Annotated in this window: 16 protein-coding genes and 1 pseudogene; 13 read left to right on the top strand and 4 right to left on the bottom strand. The window is 71.2% G+C overall.

Features of this window, described 5'->3' with window-relative positions; translation table 11 throughout:
• The first annotated feature begins 64 nt into the window (after window positions 1-64).
• The 9 genes from ACWGJM_RS06480 to ACWGJM_RS06440 all read left to right on the top strand — a co-directional run bounded on the left by ACWGJM_RS06480 (window position 65) and on the right by ACWGJM_RS06440 (window position 8618).
• The gene (locus ACWGJM_RS06480) at window positions 65-919 is read left to right on the top strand and encodes a helix-turn-helix transcriptional regulator (RefSeq protein ID WP_453410522.1); all 855 of its coding nucleotides are present in this window, start codon (window positions 65-67) and stop codon (window positions 917-919) included.
• 110 nt (window positions 920-1029) lie between these two features.
• Window positions 1030-1491 carry a DUF6325 family protein gene (locus tag ACWGJM_RS06475; RefSeq protein ID WP_453410521.1) on the top strand — a complete coding sequence of 154 codons (462 nt, stop codon included), beginning with the start codon at window positions 1030-1032 and terminating at the stop codon, window positions 1489-1491.
• A 16-nt stretch (window positions 1492-1507) separates the two neighbouring features.
• Window positions 1508-1825 carry an SHOCT domain-containing protein gene (locus ACWGJM_RS06470; protein WP_453410520.1) on the top strand — a complete coding sequence of 106 codons (318 nt, stop codon included), beginning with the start codon at window positions 1508-1510 and terminating at the stop codon, window positions 1823-1825.
• A gap of 30 nt (window positions 1826-1855) precedes the next feature.
• Window positions 1856-2773 (top strand): cyclase family protein, encoded by a 918-nt coding sequence (locus ACWGJM_RS06465; protein WP_453410519.1) that lies wholly within the window; start codon window positions 1856-1858, stop codon window positions 2771-2773.
• Between the two features lie 93 nt (window positions 2774-2866).
• A complete protein-coding gene (locus ACWGJM_RS06460) occupies window positions 2867-4447 on the top strand; it encodes a GMC oxidoreductase (protein ID WP_453410666.1) in 1581 nt (526 codons plus the stop codon).
• A gap of 131 nt (window positions 4448-4578) precedes the next feature.
• Window positions 4579-5418 (top strand): SDR family oxidoreductase, encoded by an 840-nt coding sequence (locus ACWGJM_RS06455; protein ID WP_453410518.1) that lies wholly within the window; start codon window positions 4579-4581, stop codon window positions 5416-5418.
• A gap of 35 nt (window positions 5419-5453) precedes the next feature.
• Window positions 5454-6881, top strand: coding sequence for a cytochrome ubiquinol oxidase subunit I (locus ACWGJM_RS06450; RefSeq protein ID WP_453410517.1), 1428 nt, complete (start codon window positions 5454-5456; stop codon window positions 6879-6881).
• Window positions 6878-7936, top strand: coding sequence for a cytochrome d ubiquinol oxidase subunit II (locus ACWGJM_RS06445; protein ID WP_453410516.1), 1059 nt, complete (start codon window positions 6878-6880; stop codon window positions 7934-7936). The genes ACWGJM_RS06450 and ACWGJM_RS06445 overlap by 4 nt, the downstream gene beginning before the upstream one ends.
• A gap of 295 nt (window positions 7937-8231) precedes the next feature.
• Window positions 8232-8618, top strand: a complete 387-nt coding sequence (locus ACWGJM_RS06440) for a hypothetical protein (protein ID WP_453410515.1) — start codon at window positions 8232-8234, stop codon at window positions 8616-8618.
• A gap of 10 nt (window positions 8619-8628) precedes the next feature.
• Here ACWGJM_RS06440 and ACWGJM_RS06435 read toward each other — a convergent pair whose 3' ends face one another.
• Window positions 8629-10467, bottom strand: a complete 1839-nt coding sequence (locus tag ACWGJM_RS06435) for a glycoside hydrolase family 15 protein (protein ID WP_453410514.1) — start codon at window positions 10465-10467, stop codon at window positions 8629-8631.
• A gap of 48 nt (window positions 10468-10515) precedes the next feature.
• On the bottom strand, window positions 10516-10902 hold the full coding sequence (locus ACWGJM_RS06430) for a DUF389 domain-containing protein (RefSeq protein WP_453410665.1): 387 nt from the start codon (window positions 10900-10902) through the stop codon (window positions 10516-10518).
• Window positions 10903-11602: 700 nt separating this feature from the next.
• Between ACWGJM_RS06430 and ACWGJM_RS06425 the strand changes: the two genes are divergently transcribed.
• Both ACWGJM_RS06425 and ACWGJM_RS06420 read left to right on the top strand, forming a co-directional pair.
• Window positions 11603-11935, top strand: a complete 333-nt coding sequence (locus ACWGJM_RS06425; RefSeq protein ID WP_453410513.1) for a hypothetical protein — start codon at window positions 11603-11605, stop codon at window positions 11933-11935.
• 23 nt (window positions 11936-11958) lie between these two features.
• A complete protein-coding gene (locus ACWGJM_RS06420; RefSeq protein WP_453410512.1) occupies window positions 11959-12414 on the top strand; it encodes a hypothetical protein in 456 nt (151 codons plus the stop codon).
• Between the two features lie 43 nt (window positions 12415-12457).
• Here ACWGJM_RS06420 and ACWGJM_RS06415 read toward each other — a convergent pair whose 3' ends face one another.
• Together ACWGJM_RS06415 and ACWGJM_RS06410 are read right to left on the bottom strand one after the other, a co-directional pair.
• The gene (locus ACWGJM_RS06415) at window positions 12458-12688 is read right to left on the bottom strand and encodes a hypothetical protein (protein ID WP_453410511.1); all 231 of its coding nucleotides are present in this window, start codon (window positions 12686-12688) and stop codon (window positions 12458-12460) included.
• Between the two features lie 412 nt (window positions 12689-13100).
• Complete coding sequence (locus tag ACWGJM_RS06410; protein ID WP_453410510.1) at window positions 13101-13853, bottom strand: hypothetical protein; 753 nt, start codon at window positions 13851-13853, stop codon at window positions 13101-13103.
• A 300-nt stretch (window positions 13854-14153) separates the two neighbouring features.
• On the opposite strand from ACWGJM_RS06410, the pseudogene ACWGJM_RS06405 reads away from it, so the two are divergent.
• Together ACWGJM_RS06405 and ACWGJM_RS06400 are read left to right on the top strand one after the other, a co-directional pair.
• A pseudogene (locus tag ACWGJM_RS06405) lies at window positions 14154-14596 on the top strand (pyridoxamine 5'-phosphate oxidase family protein).
• Window positions 14597-14742: 146 nt separating this feature from the next.
• A complete protein-coding gene (locus tag ACWGJM_RS06400) occupies window positions 14743-17127 on the top strand; it encodes a phosphoketolase family protein (RefSeq protein WP_453410509.1) in 2385 nt (794 codons plus the stop codon).
• The last annotated feature ends 27 nt before the right edge of the window (window positions 17128-17154 follow it).

The raw sequence follows: 17154 nt of genomic DNA, 5'->3' as shown, positions 1-17154 counted from the left end.
CCGAGCCGATCCAGGCACCGGCAGTACCTGGATCGGCTCACCGGCACTCGTGCACACTCGAAACGTGGACCGACGAGAACTGGCCGCCTTCCTGCGCAGCAGGCGGGAGCGGATCACCCCCGCCGACGTGGGACTGTCCGCCGGGCCGCGCCGCCGCACTCCGGGGCTGCGCCGGGAGGAGACGGCGCAGCTGGCGTTCATCTCCACCGAGTACTACACGCGGCTGGAGCAGGCCCGCGGTCCGCGCCCCTCGCGCGAGGTGCTGGCCGGGCTGGCCCGGGCCCTGCGGCTGTCGGACGCCGAGCGGGACCACCTCCACCATCTCGCCGGCGCCCCGCCCGGCCCGCCGCCCGGGCCCTCGCGCGAGGTTCGCCAGAGCATCCTCGACCTGCTGCGACGGCTGCCGCAGGCCGCGGCGATCGTGACGTCCGCGACGTACGAGGTGATCGCCTGGAACGATCTCGCCGCCGCCCTCATGGAGGACTTCTCCGCCCTGCCCCGGCGCGAGCGCAACCTCGTGCGCCGCGTCTTCCTGGGGCCGCACCGGCAGGGGCTGCGGCTGTACGGGGTGACGGACGCGGACACCTTCGGCCGTGCCTCGGCCCAGCACCTGCGCGCCACCGCCGCCCGCTACCCCGACGATCCCGAAGTGACCGGGCTGGTGAACGAACTCCTCAGCGGGAGCGAGGAATTCGCCCGGCTGTGGGCCTCCCACGACGTATCCGCCGAGCCCACCCTGATCAAGACCTTCCAGCACCCGCTGGTCGGCCCCGTCACCGTCAACTGCGACGTCCTGTCCATCACCGACCGCGACCAGCGGGTGGTGATCTACACCGCGGAACCCGGCTCACGGTCCGAGGAGGCGCTGCGGCTGCTGTCGGTCATCGGCACCCAGCGCATGGAGGCCACCGGGGGGTGAGGCGACCGGGGCGGCCCCTCTCGGCCGCCGGACGCGGGCTTCTGGACGTGCGGGTCCCTGGGCCGGGTGTTGCAATGGCTGGAGGGACCGTCCGCCTCCGAGGAGTGGCCATGACCGATGACCTCGAGGAAATGGGACCCGTCGACTATCTGATCGTCGAGTTCCCCGGCAACCGCATGACGGGGGAGGGCTTCCCCCTGCTCGTCGATCTGGTCGAACGCAACATCATCCGCATCATCGACCTCGTCTTCGTCCGCAAGGACACCGACGGGTCGATCGCCGCGCTGGAACTGAAGGAGATCGGGGACGAGATCGATCTCACGGTGTTCGAGGGAGCCTCCTCCGGGGTGCTGGACCAGAGCGACCTGGACGACGCGGGTGCCGCGCTGGAGCCCGGCAACTCCGCCGCGGTCCTCGTGTACGAGAACGTGTGGGCCGCGCCGCTGGCCCGTGCACTCCGGCGCGAAGGAGCCCAGTTGGTGGCGGGCGGCCGTATCCCCGTGCAGGCGCTGCTGGCGTCGCTGGACGCGACCGAACCGACGACGCCCCCGAGCGGGCCTGTGTCCGCCTGATGGGAGATGAGTGAGCATGCCAGGACTTCTTCGCGGCGCCGCCCGCACGGCGGTGGTGGCGGGTACGGCCACCGCGGTGTCCAACCGCGTCTCCCGGCGGCAGGCGGGCCGGTGGGCCGAGCAGGACTACGAGCGGCAGGCCGCGGCCCAGCAGGCCGCGGCTCCGCCGCCCGCGGCTCCGCCACCCTCCGCTCCGCCGCCCGCCGCATCGCAACCGGTCGCCGACGACATGGCCGACAAGATCGACCAGCTGAAGCAACTGGCCGACCTTAAGGCCCAAGGGGTGCTCACCAAGGAGGAGTTCGAGGCCCAGAAGCGCCGGGTGCTCGGCTGACACGCCGTGATGCACAGTGACCGGCGGACGATGTCCGAGGCGGACTTCCGCTCCCTGTACCGCCGGCTGCGCGATCAGGCACGGCCCGACGGGGACCAGCCGCGCGGGGCGCTGGGCCACCTCACCCCCGAACGGGTGCTGGCCGCCGCCGGCGAGGTCCGCCGCGGACGTACCGTGTCGCTCGCCGCCCCCATCGAGACCATGCCGGGTCCGGACAACCCTGAGCCCGCCCGGCACAGGATGACCGCACCGGCGCACCGGGCGGACGACGACGCGCGAGGGCTGCGGTTCGCCCGCGACCGGTTCGCCATGAACGTGCACGGGGACGCCGACAGTCACCTCGACGCGCTGTGCCATGTGATGTTCGACGGTGAACTGTACGGCGGTGTCCCGGCGAGCAGCGTGACACCGGACGGCGCCGGCGCGCTCACACTGGACCTGGTGCGGGACGGCATCGTCGGCCGCGGGGTCCTCCTGGACATCCCGCGTGTGCGGGGCGTGCCGTGGCTCGACCCCGGCGACCATGTGACCGTCGGCGATCTCAGGGCGGCCGAGGCTGCCCAGGAGGTCACGGCCGGCCCGGGCGACCTGCTGTTCGTGCGGGTCGGGCACCGCCGTCGTCGCCGGAGCCTCGGTGCCTGGGACACGGCGGAGGCGCGGGCGGGCCTGCACCCGACGGCTATGGCCGTGGTGGCCGAGCGGCGCGTGGCCGCGCTGGGCTCGGACGGCAACAACGACACGGCCCCCAGCACGGTGGCCGACGTCCCGTTCCCCGTGCACGTGCTGGCCGTGAACGCCCTGGGGCTGCACCTCATGGACTGGCTCGACCTCGAGGAACTGGCAGCGGCGTGCGAACAGCTGGGCCGCTGGCACTTCCTGTGCGTGGTCGCGCCCCTGCGATTGCCGGCGGCCACCGGCTGTCCGGTCAACCCGATCGCCGTCCTGTGAGTGCGTCCGGGCACCGGTCGCCTCAGGTGCCGCATCGGTGCAGGGCATATACGTCCGAAGTGGGAAAATGACGACGTGAGGACGGTGGTCGCCATGGGCGACTCCCCCCATTACGACATCATCATCATCGGCACCGGCGCCGGCGGCGGGACGCTCGCCCACCGGCTCGCCCCCTCGGGCAAGGGGGTGCTCGTCCTCGAACGCGGTGACTACCTGCGGCGCGAACGCGACAACTGGGACTCCACGGCCGTGTTCGTCAAGGGCAAGTACCGGGCCGAGGAGTTCTGGCTCGACAAGCACGGCAAAGAGTTCCCGCCCGAGGTCAACTACTACGTCGGCGGAAACACGAAGTTCTACGGGGCGGCGCTGTTCCGGCTGCGGCCGGAGGACTTCGGAGAACTGCGCCACCACGACGGCGTCTCTCCCGCCTGGCCGATCCGCTACGAGGACCTGGAGCCGTACTACACCCAGGCCGAGCACCTGTACCTGGTGCACGGCCGGCACGGCGAGGACCCCTGGGAAGGGCCGTGCAGCGCGCAGTACGCCTATCCGCCGGTCGAACACGAGCCGCGCATCCAGCAGTTGAGCTACGACCTGGAGAAGCAGGGACTGCACCCCTTCCACCTGCCCATCGGGGTCAACCTCACCCAGGACGAGAACGGGCAGGCCACCCACTCCAGCGCCTGCATCCGCTGCAACCGGGTCGACGGCTTTCCCTGCCTGGTCCGCGCCAAGTCCGACGCCCAGGTGATCTGCGTGGAACCCGCACTGCGGCACGAGAACGTCGACATGGTGACCAACGCCCAGGTGACGAGGCTGGAGACCGATCCGGCGGGCCGCAGCGTCACCACGGTCGTCGTCCGGCTCCCGGGCGAGGAGGAGGCCCGATTCGCCGCGGACATCGTGGTGGTGGCCTGCGGGGCGGTCAACTCCGCCGTGCTGCTGCTCGACTCGGCGAACGACCGGCACCCCCAGGGGCTCGCGAACAGCTCGGACGTGGTCGGCCGGCACTACATGCGGCACAACAACCTCGCGCTGATGGCCATTTCGAAGGAGCCCAACGACACGCAGTTCCAGAAGACCCTCGCCCTGCACGACTGGTACCTGGGCGCGGACGACTGGGAATACCCCCTGGGAGGCATCCAGATGCTCGGCAAGTCGGACGCCGAGCAGATCCACGGCGAGGCCCCGCGCTGGGCCGGAGCGGTCGCACCGGACATGCCCTTCGAGGTCCTGGCCCATCACGCCGTCGACTTCTGGCTGTGCGGGGAGGACCTGCCGCAGCCGGACAACCGGGTCACCCTGGAAGGCGACGGCCGCATCCGGCTGACGCTCGACGAGGACAACAACATCGCCGGTCTGAAACGCCTGCGGCACAAGCTCCAGCACATGCTCGGCCACCTGGGCATGCACGAGCACCGTCTGCTGTCCCACAGCATCTACCTGCACAAGGGCATGCCGATCGGCGCGACCGCGCACCAGGCGGGCACGGTGCGGTTCGGCACCGATCCGGCGTCCTCCGCCCTGGACGTCAACTGCAAGGCCCACGACCTGGACAACCTGTACGTCGTCGACACGAGCTTCTTCCCGAGCATCGGGGCGGTCAATCCGTCCCTGACGGCCATCGCGAACGCCCTGCGGGTGGGAGACCACATCCTGGAACGGCTGGGCTGACCGGCGGCCGGGCCCGACCGGGCGAGGTTCAGCCGGTCGGCGCAACCCGGGGCCTCCCGGGGTGCCGCCGCCCGGTCAGGGTGATGGTGTGGCACCAGGACCCGGGCCACGCGACGGAGGAGTAGGTCATTGTGAGTTCCACCGAGGGCGCACCCCAGGGCGTGGTCCCCACGCACCTGCTCAAGGGCCAGAAGGCGCTGGTCACCGGCGCGAACTCCGGAATCGGCAGGGCGACGGCCATCGCCCTCGGCCGAGCCGGGGCCGACGTGGTCGTCAACTATGTGGCCGGCGCCGAGGACGCCGAGAAGGTGGTCGACGAGATCACCTCCTTCGGCGTGCGGGCCGCGGCCTACCAGGCCGACGTGTCCAAGGAGGACCAGGTCGTCGCCATGACGGACCGGATGGTCCAGGAGTTCGGCACGATCGACATCCTGGTCGCCAACGCCGGAATGCAGCGCGACGCCCCGTTCACCGAGATGACCCTCGCCCAGTGGCAGAAGGTCCTGGACGTCAACCTCACCGGGCAGTTCCTCTGCGCCCGGGAGGCGACCAAGGAGTTCCTGCGGCGTGGAGTCGTCCCCGAGGTGTCCCGCGCCGCCGGGAAGATCGTCTGTATGAGCTCGGTGCACCAGATCATTCCGTGGTCGGGGCACGTCAACTACGCCGCTTCCAAGGGCGGCGTACAGATGATGATGGAGACCCTCGCCCAGGAACTCGCCCCGAAGAAGATCCGCGTCAACGCCATCGCCCCCGGAGCCATCAAGACGCCCATCAACCGCGGTGCCTGGGAGACCCCCGCGGCCCAGAAGGACCTCCTGCGGCTGATCCCCTACGACCGCGTCGGCGAGCCCGACGACGTCGCCAACGCCGTCGTGGGCCTCGCCTCCGACCTCATGGACTACGTCGTGGGCACCACCCTCTACGTGGACGGCGGGATGACCCTCTTCCCCGGCTTCGCCACCGGCGGCTGACCCACCGCACCCGCGCCGGCCCCGGAGAGACTCATATGCATACGGTCGCGCTGCTGGCGGACGTGCCGGCGCAGACGCTCCCGGCCAGATCGCTGATGGCCTTCACCCTCGCGTCCCACATCATCCTGGTGCCGCTGGGCGTCGCACTGCCGCTGATCACGCTCATCATGCACGGCTACGGTCTGCGCCGCCGCGATCCGACCGCCCTGCTGCTGGCACGGCGGTGGTCGGCGGTCATGGCGGTCCAGTTCGCGATCGGTGTCGTCACCGGCACCGTGCTGTCCTTCGAGTTCGGGCTGCTGTGGCCGGGCATGATGGGCAGGTGGGGCGATGTCTTCGGCATCGGGTTCGGTGTCGAGGCGTGGGCCTTCTTCCTGGAGGCCGTCCTGATCGCCGTCTACCTCTACGGCTGGCGCAGGCTCCCCTCCCGCACCCACTTCCTGCTCGGGCTGCCGCTGCCGTTCGCCGCCCTGCTCGGCGCCTTCGGGATCCTGGCCGCCAACTCGTGGATGAACACCCCCCGGGGCTTCAGCCTCGACTCCGCGGGCAACCCCGTGGACGTGAACATCCGCAAGGCGATCTTCACGCCGATGTTCGGCCCGGAGTACTGGCACTTCGTCATGGCGATGTTCGTGACGGCGGGCTACATCACGGCGGGCGTCTACGCCATGGGCCGGCTGCGCGGCCGCCGCGACCGGTACCACCGGCTCGGTTTCACGATCCCCTTCACGCTCGCCGCCGTGTGCACACCGGTGCAGTTCATGCTGGGCGACTCCATCGCCCGGCAGGTGTTCCACAAGCAGCCGGTGAAGTTCGCCGCCACGGAGATCGTCTGGAAGACCGACACCCACGTCCCGGAGTACCTCTACGGCCGGCTGCACCCGGACGGGACCGTCTCCGGCGGCATCAAGATCCCGCAGCTCGACTCCATCCTGGCCGGCTTCCGCCCGGACACCGAGGTCACCGGGCTGACCTCGGTCCCCGCGAGCGACCGGCCGACGGCCACCCAGGCCACCATCGTCCACTGGACCTTCGACACCATGGTCGGGATCGGCTCCCTGCTGGTGCTGCTCGCCCTGTGGTACGCCCTGGTCTGGCTGCGCCGCCGCAGGCTGCCCCGCTCACCGTGGTTCTACCGGTGCGCCGCCGTGGCCGGCGTCGCCTCCGTCGTCGCCGTCGAATGCGGCTGGATCACCACCGAAGTGGGCCGCCAGCCGTGGATCGTGTACCAGAACATGCGGGTCGCCGAGGCGGTGACGTCGACGCGGTCCGCCGCCCTGTGGACCATGTTCGGCCTGGTCGTCGTCGTGTACGTCGTCGTCTTCGCGTCCTTCCTCCTGGTGCTGCTGAAGATGCGCGCCCGCTGGCGGCTCGCCGACGAGAAAGGCGACCGGGAGACACCCGGCGGGACACCGGAGACGGTCACCCCGTACGGGCCGCGCTCCACCCGGAGCCGGCCGTGATCGCCGGTGTCATCGCCGTCGTGCTGCTGCTCGCGGTCGCCGCCTACGCCTGCGCCGGCGGCACCGACTACGGAGCCGGCTTCTGGGACCTGGCCGCGGGCGGGGCGGAACGCGGCAAGCGGCCCCGATGGCTGATCGACCACGCCATGGCTCCCGTGTGGGAGGTCAACAACGTCTGGCTGATCTTCGTACTCGTCATCATGTGGACGGCATTCCCCGTCTTCTTCCAGCGGGTGTTCACCGCGATGTGGCTGCCGCTGGCCCTGGCCGCCGTCGGCATCGTGCTGCGCGGCGCCGGCTTCGCCCTGCGCAAGCCCACCCGGCGGCTGGCCGGCCGGCGCCTGTACGGCGCCATGTTCGCCCTCTCCTCGCTGCTGACGCCGTTCTTCCTCGGCGCCGCGGCCGGGGGAGTGGCCTCCGGCCGGGTGACGGCGGGCACCCAGGCCTCGGCCGACGCCTGGGCCAACCCCACGTCGGTCCTGTTCGGTCTGCTCGCCGTGGCGACCACGACCCTGCTCGGTGCCGTCTTCCTCGCCGCGGACGCCCGGCGCTACGGCACTCCGGACCTGGACGCCTACTTCCGGCGGCGGGCACTGGGCGCGCTGGCGGCGGTCGCCGCACTCGCCGTGATCACCCTGGTGGTCACCCACGGGGACGCGCCGCACGTGTGGCACGGACTCACGCACGGCGTGGGACTCGTCTTCGTCATCCTGGCGGCCCTGTGCACGCTCGCCACCGCGTGGCTGCTGACCCGGCCCGCCGTGCGGGCGGCGCGCTCCGGCGCCTGGTCCCGGGTCACCGCCGTCGGCGTGGTCGCGTCGGCCGTCATCGCCTGGGGCATGGCACAGCGCCCGTACCTCATCCCCACCACGCTCACCGTCGCCGACGGAGCGGGCGCCCACACCACACTGCGCTGGCTCGGGCTCGTCACCCTTGTCGCCGTCGTGCTGGTCGTGCCCGCGGTCGCCCTGCTCTACTGGCTGGACACCCACGGCGAGCTGGAGGACCTCACCGACAGCGACCTGCGCAGCGGCGGCGCCGGTGACGAAGGCTGACGGTGACCGAGGACGAGGTCCTGCTGGGTCTCGGCCTGACCGTCGCACTCGCCGTCGGTTCCCAGATCCTCGCGAGCCGGCTGCGGATCCCGGCCCTGATCGTGCTGCTGCCCGCCGGGTTTGCCGCCGGGGCCCTCACCGACGTCGTCGAGCCCGACCGGCTCGTGGGGCCGGACTTCTCCGCCCTGGTGTCGCTGTCGGTGGCGCTCATCCTGTACGACGCCGGCTGGGCCTGGACCTGCGCCTGCTCAAGGGCGCCACACGTACCGTCGTCCTGCGGCTCATCGCGCTCGGCGTGCCGCTCACCTGGGCGACCGTACGGGGCCTGGCCCCGGCCCTGTTCGGCGTGCCGACGGCCGTGGCGACAGCGTCGATGGCCCGGTCCACCGCGTCGGCCCGGCCACCCGGCAGCCGGGGTGTAGTCGCCCCCTACACCACCGGCGCCACCCTCTTCGGCCCCGGACTGCTCCGCCACACCCTGGCGTCCCGCTATGAGCGGGGCGCCCGCTTCCAGGTACAGCCCGCCTCGGCACCGCGCCCGTCGGGCCACGAGCCCTTGTTCGTCGTACGGGCCGACGGCCGGCTGGAGCCGGTCACCGGAGCCCCGCCGGTCCCGGCGGAGGGCGACACGGTCGTGCTCCTCGGGCCCGCACCGGCGGCGGACACGGAACCGGCCGGCTGACCGGGGACCGCTACCGCCGGTCGAGAGCCGCGTTCAGGGTGAGGGCCGAGTCGATGAGCGCGAGATGAGTGAACGCCTGGGGGAAGTTGCCGAGCTGACGGCCCGTCGGGTCGATCTCCTCTGAGTACAGGCCCAGATGGTTGGCGTACCCCATCATCTTCTCGAACACCAGCCTCGCCCGGTCGGTCCGTCCCGCGCGCGCCAGGGCGTCGACGTACATGAACGTGCACAGCGAGAAGGTGCCCTCCGAGCCACGCAGGCCGTCGGGCGAGGCCTCGGGGTTGTAGCGGTAGACCAGGCTGTCGCTGACCAGTTCCTGTTCCATGGCGTCCAGGGTCGACGCCCACATCGGATCCCCGGGGGTGATGAACCCGACGGTCGCCATGCGCAGCAGCGAGGAGTCCAGTACCTCACTGCCGTAGTGCTGGACGAAGGCCTCACGTTTCTCGTTCCACCCCTTGGCCATGACCTGCTCGTAGGCGGCGTCCCGCTCGGCCTGCCAGCGTGCGGCCGCGGACGGCCAGCCGTTTTTCTCGGCGAGGCGCACAGCGCGGTCGAAGGCCACCCACGACATCACCCGGCCGTAGGTGAAGTCCTGCCGGCCGCCGCGGGTCTCCCACAGACCTTCCTCCGCCTGGTCCCAGTGGTCGGCCAGCCACTCCAGGTCCGTCAGCAGCGAGGTCCATCCCCGGTGCCCGACGTGGAAGCCGTGCTGCTGTGCGAAGTAGATGCTGTCCAGCGCCTCGCCGTAGATGTCCAGCTGGAGCTGCGCGGCGGCGCCGTTGCCGATCCGTACCGGCGCGGAACGCTCGTAGCCCTCCCAGTGGTCGAGGAGCTGCTCGTCCAGGTCGGAGGAGCCGTCGACCTTGTACATGATGTTGAGCGGGCCCGTGTTCCCGTCGCTGCCGGCCCGCTCCTGGACCCGGTCGCCCAGCCAGACGATGAAGGCTCTGGCCTCGTCGGTGAACCCCAGCCCCAGCAGGGCGTACACGGAGAAGGAGGCGTCACGGATCCAGGTGAAGCGGTAGTCCCAGTTGCGCTCGCCGCCCAGTTGCTCCGGCAGAGCGGCCGTCGGGGCGGCCACCACGGCGCCGCTGGGCGCGAAGGTCATGAGTTTCAGCGTGATCGCGGACCGCTCCACCACCTCCCGCCAGCGCCCGGTGTAGCGGGACTGGCTCAGCCAGGAGCGCCAGAACGCGGCGGTCTCGTCGAAGAGCCGCTGGTGTTCGGCGTGGCGGACCTCGGCGGGCGGCCCTTCGGCGCCCGTCTCCAGAATCATGCCGCGCTGCTGGCCTGCCTCCAGGGTCAGCGAGAGGTGCAGGTCGGCTTCCCGGGCCGTGAGTACGTCCGCCAGCCGCGCGTCGTCGGGTTCACGGATCGGGTGCACGGTGAGTTCCGTGCCGTCCTCCGCGGCGAACACCGCTCCGTGCTCGGTGATGTGCAACTCGTGGGTCTTGCGCCCGTAGTCGAACCGTGGGGCGATCTCCACCTGGAACGTCATGTTGCCGCGCACGCAGCGGACCAGGCGGACCAGCCGGTGGCGGCGCGTGACCGTCCTACCGGTCACGGGCATGAAGTCGATCACCTCTCCGGCGCCCGCCTCGGTCATGAACCGGGTCACCAGGATCGCCGTGTCGGGAAGGTACAGCTGCTTGGTCGCGTGGGTCGTGTGCGCCGGCCGGATGGTGCAGTGCCCGCCCTTGTCCTTGTCCAGCAGCGCGCCGAACACACTCGGCGAGTCGAACCGCGGGGAGCAGAACCAGTCGATCACCCCGTCGGTGGTGACCAGTGCCGAGGTCTGCAGATCGCCCAGCAGACCGTGGTTCTCGATCAGGGGGTAGTCGTCCATCGGGGCGCCCCTTCCGGCGTGCGATTCACCCGAACGCACCCCCCCAGATCAGCTTAAGCCGGAGTCCCGCGTCGCGCGTTGCCAGAGACGTCGCTGCACACGGAGGGTGAGGACCCCGACGACCACGAGGACGACCACGTTGAGCAGCAGCTGCACCAGCGAGCCCCGCGCCTGACGCCGGTCGGCGAAGGCGAGCGAGACGATCCCGACCACTCCGGCGAGGAAGGCGACGACGACCGAGAGGAAGTCCGGTGTGTCGATGAGGTGGGAGACCGGCCGGAGCCCCGGTTCGAAGGCCTTGGACTGGAGGTGGGCAGCTCGCGCCAGCGCCGCGAAACCCAGAGTGACCACGATGGCCAGCAGGAAACCGACCGTCAGGGCACGCGTCTCCTCCCGGACCCGGCACCGGTTGTGCCGGTCGAGGCCGAGGGCGATGCTGGTGATCGCGCTGTACTCGGGGCCAAACCACCATGGCCGCCACGATGAGGATCTGAGAGCTGGTCAGGATGCCGACCGCGCCGATGAGTCCGGCGGTCACCAGAAACAGGTAGAAGGACGGCACGTAGGCGCCCTGCGCCCGGATGTGGGCCTCGACCGCGGCCCACAGCGGAGCGCGGGCGAGCACGCGCGGCTGCTCGGCCTCGATCCGCTCCGCGAGAACATCATGTCGACGCCGTCCACGGCGATCGCCCCCGTCCGGTCGACGCCCAGCTCGCGCAGGTCCTCCAGCACGCCGTTCGCGGCGCCCCTCGGCACATCGCCGTCGACCGCGTCACCTCCCGTGACGTGGACCGACCTCACGATCACGAGATTGAGACACGGTCGTTCGAGGTGAGCAGGTCGACGGCCGACCGGGTGAGGGCGGGCGGCACGACCATCCGGAAATGGACCAGGTCCGTCCCGACCTCCGGATAGCTCCGGAACCGATCCCGGTACGCGTGCCCGAGCGTGGAGCACGCGGGCCTACCCGTCCACTATCACCTGTGATCGCCCACCCTGCCGAGTCGGGCACCGCGCGCCGGACCCGTCCACGTGTCCACAACGGGCGTACCCGCCGGGCGCGCGCGCCGTCCGCGGCGGATAGTGGTGTGGGGACGACGACCCAGCCAGCTCTCACCCCGGCACAGGAGGCCCGATGCCCGCTCCACGGTCGCTGGCCGCGCTCACCGGCATCGCGCTGCTCGGCCTCGCGCTGACGGCCTGCGACGAGCAGGCGCTCGGCACGATCGACGCGCGCAACGGGGTCAGGCCCGTCGAGAAGATCTCCAACCCTTCGGTCGACGGCTGCCACCGGTTCCGCGAGGGCGTGACCGCTGTCCACAACTACACGGAGAACGACATCATCCTGCACCAGACGACCGACTGCACCCAACCGCCGGGCGGGCAGAGCCTCTACCTGCCCACGCAGACCTCGGACCAAGTGGTCCGCTCCACCGGGATGTGGCGCAGCTTCACCATCGTCCACTGACCGCCGGAAAACCTGTCACCGCGATGACTGTTCACCATGACGGTTCCGAGGACGGCCCCGACGTGGAACACCGGCGGCCCGCGCATCTGTCCGACGAGACGGTGGAGGCCCTGGGGTCGTTGTCGAAGGCGCTGGAGACGACCGAGCGTGCCCGCGGCCATCTGTACTCCTTCCACCAGCTCACCGGTAGCGCCGACTTCGAGCTGGACCGCGCGGTGGAACTGCTGCGCGCGGCCGGCCACGACGACTGGGCGGACCGCGTGCAGCGGGAGATCCTGGGCCGCAACGTCATCCCGGGGCACTGGACGTTCCAGATCGTCGAGGCGTACAACGCCACCTACTACCGGCCGTTCGCCGAACTGGAAGCTCGGGCGCGTCAGGAACTGGCCGACGGCAAGGACCACCTCTACGAGGCGGAGCTGAAGGAATGCCGCCGCACGATGGGCCACCCCGACCACACCGCGTGCCCCCGCCACTGACGGCGGCCGCTTCTGTCGTACCACCGCGCGGCGCATGCGCCGGTCATCCGCGTGAGGCGTCCTCCGTCCTGGCGGTGGACGGGCGCAGCACCGGGTCGCGGTCGATGGCGCCGCTGGGCGGCAGCAGGGCGACGGCGAGAACGAGGGCGGGCAGCGCCACGGCCGACGCCCGCACCCTCCAGTGGCCCATGGCGAACACTCCGGGCGGAGCCGTGGCGTCCGGTACGACGGCGGTCCCGGCCCTGCCGCGCCACAGGCGCAGAGGCGCAGCCACACCGCCGCCAGCCCCCTGCCCCGGGCCCGGGCTCTGGCTCTGGCTCTGGCTCTGGCTCTGGTCCAGGCTCTCGTCCGGGCGCGGCGTCCGGGGCCGGACTCCCGTCGCGGCGCTCACGCAGGGCGAGCAGGAGAGCGGACGCGGAGATGGCGTTCGCGAGGACGGACGACGACCCCAGAGCCGCCTTCAGCAGCGCGTACGAAGCCGCCGGCGCGTCCCACAGCATCGGCAGCACGCTGCGGCGAGGGCGCCCTCCGGTACCCCCGGGACCGAGGGGGCCGAGCGCAGCAGCACCCGGCGCTCTCGGCCGCCCCGCGTGTACACCCGGGCGGTGTGACCGGCGAAGTCGATCTCGTCCGGGGCGGCCGCCGACGAGATCCGCCCGGCTCAGTCGTCCAGGAGCTCCGTACCGCTAGGACCATTCGACGCGGAAGCTCCTGGTGCCGTCGGCCGAGGTGCCGCTGAGGGTCAAGGAGGCGGAGGCGTCGGTCACGGTCCCCTCCATGCTCGTCCCCACCGCCATGCCGTAGGGGTAGTTCGTGTAACTGCCGCACTGGAACAGCGGCTTGGGTACGAAGACGAGGTTCAGCGCGGCGCCCTGGGCGGCGGCGGAACCGGTGAGCCGGCCGGACAGGTCCCCTCCGCCGTCGTCCGACAGCGACCAGTACTCGATCTCCACACCGCGGCCGTCGGCGGTGTCGGTTCCGCTGAGCGCGGAGGTCACTCCGAAGGCCCCTTCCGCCGTCTGGCTGTCGCTGGCCCAGGAGAGGTGGAAGGAGTTGCTCTCCGATCCGACCGGATCATCGATGATCAGCGTCGCGGGGAGATCGTAGGACCGCGAGGCGGTGGCGCACCCCGCGTCGGCGAAGTCCACGCTGACGTGCGCGGTACCGGTCCACGTCCCGCGCGGTACCCCGGACGACCTCTCCGTGTCCGCCGAGTCCGTCTCGGCGGCCGTGGTGTCGTCCGGTGTGGTCACCGGCTCCGGAGCCGCCGTCTCCTCCTCGGTCGGTGTCCCGGCCGGCGCCGCGGTCGCAGTGTCGGTCGTGGCCGTCGACACGGTCGTCGCCGGTGCGCCGGCGTCCGTCGACGCCCCCGACCTGCCGCCACCGTCACCGCCGCACGCGGTGAGGCCCGTGAGGCAGCCCAGCAGTACGAAGGCCAACGAAACTGCTCTTCGCCACTGTTGACGAACCATCATGTCTCCCCCCTTCGAGTGCCCAGGCACCCGCCGCCCGGACTATACGGAACAGGGAGGCTTCTCCCGCCCTAAAGAGCGGAAAATCCCATGAATGACATCTTCGAAGCGAAGACAGACAAAAATCCCTCCGGCTCGGACACCGCCTGCCGGCAAGGGCCGCTCTCCGGGCGAGTGAGGGCCGAAGGACCCTCACCCGGTGCCCGCCGGCGGCAGACGATGGAGCGATACCGCTGAACGACGTGAAAGACGAGAGACGGACCGGCCATGTATGCCAATGACGGATCCGCGAGCTCGACCGGCAGGAGTGCCTCCGACTGCTGATGAAGGTGCCGGTCGGCCGCATCGTGCACATGCGCCGTGCCCTGCCCACGGCACTGCCGGTCAACTTCTCCCTGGACGACGAGGGCGCGCTGCTGCTGCGCACCTCGGCGGCCTCCGAGCCGGCCCGCGCGGTCGACGGCGCGGTGGTCGCCTTCGAGCCGGACGAGGTCGACGCGGCCGCCAGGCGCGCGGGATGGAGCGTCGTCGTCACCGGCCGGGCCACGGTCGTGACCGACCCCGCGGAGCAGCGGCGGCTCATCCGGACCGGCCCGCGCTCCTGGGCACCGTCCCCCCGGGAGGTGCTCATACGCATCCACTCGGAGCTGGTCACCGGGCGCGAGCTCACCGGCGGGCGGACGCTGTACGGGGAGGACCTCGGGCCCTGAGCCGCGACCCGTACAGGCGGCTCTGCCCGGGAACGTGGACGGAACGGCCCTGTCGGGTACCCGGAGGTCCGCGGGAGGGTGGGTGCTGTGCCCTCCCGGCACGCGTCACGCCCCCCGATCGCTGTCCGACCCGGAAGGAACCCCCGATGTCCGTCGACACGCAGCAGGCGTCCGCCGGGCTCACGGACGAGGAGCTCGCCACCCTGGACGCCCACTGGCGCGCCGCGAACTACCTCTCCGTGGGCCAGATCTACCTCATGGCCAACCCCCTGCTGACCGAACCGCTGCGCCCGGAGCACGTCAAGCCGCGCCTGCTCGGCCACTGGGGCACGTCACCGGGACTCAACCTGGTGCACACCCACCTCAACCGCGTTATCAAGGCCCGTGACCTGGACGCCCTGTGCATCTGGGGCCCCGGCCACGGCGGACCCGCCGTCCTGGCCAACTCCTGGCTGGAGGGTTCGTACACCGAGACCTATCCGGACGTCACCCGGGACGCGGCCGGCATGGCCCGGCTGTTCAAGCAGTTCTCCTTCCCCGGCGGGGTGCCCAGCCACGTGGCACCGGAGACCCCGGGCTCGATCCATGAGGGGGGTGAACTGGGCTACTCCCTCTCGCACGCCTACGGCGCCGCCCTCGACAACCCGGACCTGCTGGTCGCCTGCGTGATCGGCGACGGGGAGGCGGAGACCGGGCCGCTGGCCGCCTCCTGGCATTCGAACAAGTTCCTGGACCCGGTGTACGACGGGGCCGTCCTGCCCATCCTCCACCTGAACGGCTACAAGATCGCCAACCCGGCGGTGCTGTCCCGGCTGCCCGAGAGCGAACTCGACGACCTCCTCAGGGGGTACGGCCACGACCCGATCCATGTCACCGGCGACGACCCGGCGGCCGTGCACCGCGCGATGGCCGACGCCCTGGACACCGCCGTCGACAAGATCGCCGCTCTCCAGCGCGCCGCCCGCGAGGACGGAGCCACGGACCGGCCCCGCTGGCCGGTGATCCTGCTGCGCACTCCGAAGGGCTGGACCGGCCCGGCCGAGGTCGACGGACTGCCCGTGGAGGGCACCTGGCGCGCTCACCAGGTGCCGCTGGCCGCCGTACGGGACAACCCGGAGCACCTGCGGCAGCTGGAGCAGTGGCTGCGCTCGTACCGCCCCGAGGAGCTGTTCGACGAGCACGGTGCCCCGCGCCCCGACGTCCTGGCCTGCGTCCCGGCGGGCACCCGGCGGCTGGGCGCCACCCCGCACACCAACGGCGGCCTGCTGCTGCGCGAACTGCCCCTGCCGCCGTTGGAGCGTTACGCCGTCGCGGTCGACAAGCACGGCGCGACCCTGCACGAACCGACCCGCGTCCTCGGCGACATGCTCCAGGACGTCATGGCCGCCACCGCCGACCGCCGTGACTTCCGCCTCGTAGGTCCCGACGAGACCGCCTCCAACCGCCTCCAGGCCGTCTACGCGGCCAGCGGCAAGGCCTGGCAGGCCGGCACCCTGCCGGTGGACGAACACCTCGACCCGCACGGCCGCGTGATGGAGATCCTCTCCGAACACACCTGCCAGGGCTGGCTGGAGGGCTACCTCCTCACCGGCCGGCACGGGCTGTTCTCCTGCTACGAGGCCTTCGTCCACATCGTCGACTCCATGGTCAACCAGCACATCAAGTGGCTGCGCACCACCCGCCGCCTGCCCTGGCGCGCCCCCATCGCCTCGCTCAACTACCTGCTCACCTCGCACGTGTGGCGCCAGGACCACAACGGCTTCTCCCACCAGGACCCGGGCTTCGTCGACCACATCCTGAACAAGAGCCCGGAAGCGGTGCGGGTCTACCTGCCGCCGGACGCCAACACCCTGCTGTCGGTGGCCGACCACGTGCTGCGCAGCCGCGACTACGTCAACGTCGTCGTGGCGGGCAAGCAGCCCTGCTTCGACTGGCTGTCGATGGAGGAGGCCAGGGTCCACTGCGCGCGCGGCGCCGGCATCTGGGAGTGGGCCGGCACCGAGGACGGCACCCGGGAACCGGACGTGGTGCTGGCCTGCGCGGGCGACGTCCCGACCCAGGAGGTGCTGGCCGCCGCCCAGTTGCTGCGCCGGCACCTGCCCGGGCTGGCCGTGCGGGTGGTGAACGTCGTCGACATCGCCCGGCTGCTGCCCAGCGAGGAACATCCGCACGGGATGAGCGACTTCGAGTACGACGGGCTGTTCACCACCGACAAGCCAGTGATCTTCGCGTACCACGGCTACCCGTGGCTGATCCACCGTCTGGCCTACCGGCGCGAGGGCCACCACCACCTGCACGTGCGCGGCTACAAGGAGATCGGCACCACGACCACGCCGTTCGACATGGTGGTCCGCAACGACCTGGACCGCTACCGCCTCGTGATGGACGTCATCGACCGCGTCCCCGGCCTGGCGGTGCGGGCCGCGCCCGTACGCCAGCGCATGGAGGACGCCCGGCAGCGCCATCATCTGTGGATCCGGGAGCACGGCACGGACCTGCCGGAGGTGGCCGACTGGGTGTGGAACGGCTGAACGGCGGTAACGGGAACCAGGGCCGCG

Source organism: Streptomyces sp. NPDC054834 (assembly GCF_053611185.1).
This window is presented reverse-complemented; position numbering and strand designations above follow the sequence as displayed.

Coding starts and splice junctions, on each gene's coding strand:
- ACWGJM_RS06465 (WP_453410519.1), top strand. CDS start 1,856: ATGTCCGAGGCGGACTTCCGCTCCCTGTACCGCCGGCTGCGCGATCAG.
- ACWGJM_RS06420 (WP_453410512.1), top strand. CDS start 11,959: ATGACTGTTCACCATGACGGTTCCGAGGACGGCCCCGACGTGGAACAC.
- ACWGJM_RS06470 (WP_453410520.1), top strand. CDS start 1,508: ATGCCAGGACTTCTTCGCGGCGCCGCCCGCACGGCGGTGGTGGCGGGT.
- ACWGJM_RS06400 (WP_453410509.1), top strand. CDS start 14,743: ATGTCCGTCGACACGCAGCAGGCGTCCGCCGGGCTCACGGACGAGGAG.
- ACWGJM_RS06435 (WP_453410514.1), bottom strand. CDS start 10,467: ATGGACGACTACCCCCTGATCGAGAACCACGGTCTGCTGGGCGATCTG.
- ACWGJM_RS06425 (WP_453410513.1), top strand. CDS start 11,603: ATGCCCGCTCCACGGTCGCTGGCCGCGCTCACCGGCATCGCGCTGCTC.
- ACWGJM_RS06450 (WP_453410517.1), top strand. CDS start 5,454: ATGCATACGGTCGCGCTGCTGGCGGACGTGCCGGCGCAGACGCTCCCG.
- ACWGJM_RS06460 (WP_453410666.1), top strand. CDS start 2,867: ATGGGCGACTCCCCCCATTACGACATCATCATCATCGGCACCGGCGCC.
- ACWGJM_RS06475 (WP_453410521.1), top strand. CDS start 1,030: ATGACCGATGACCTCGAGGAAATGGGACCCGTCGACTATCTGATCGTC.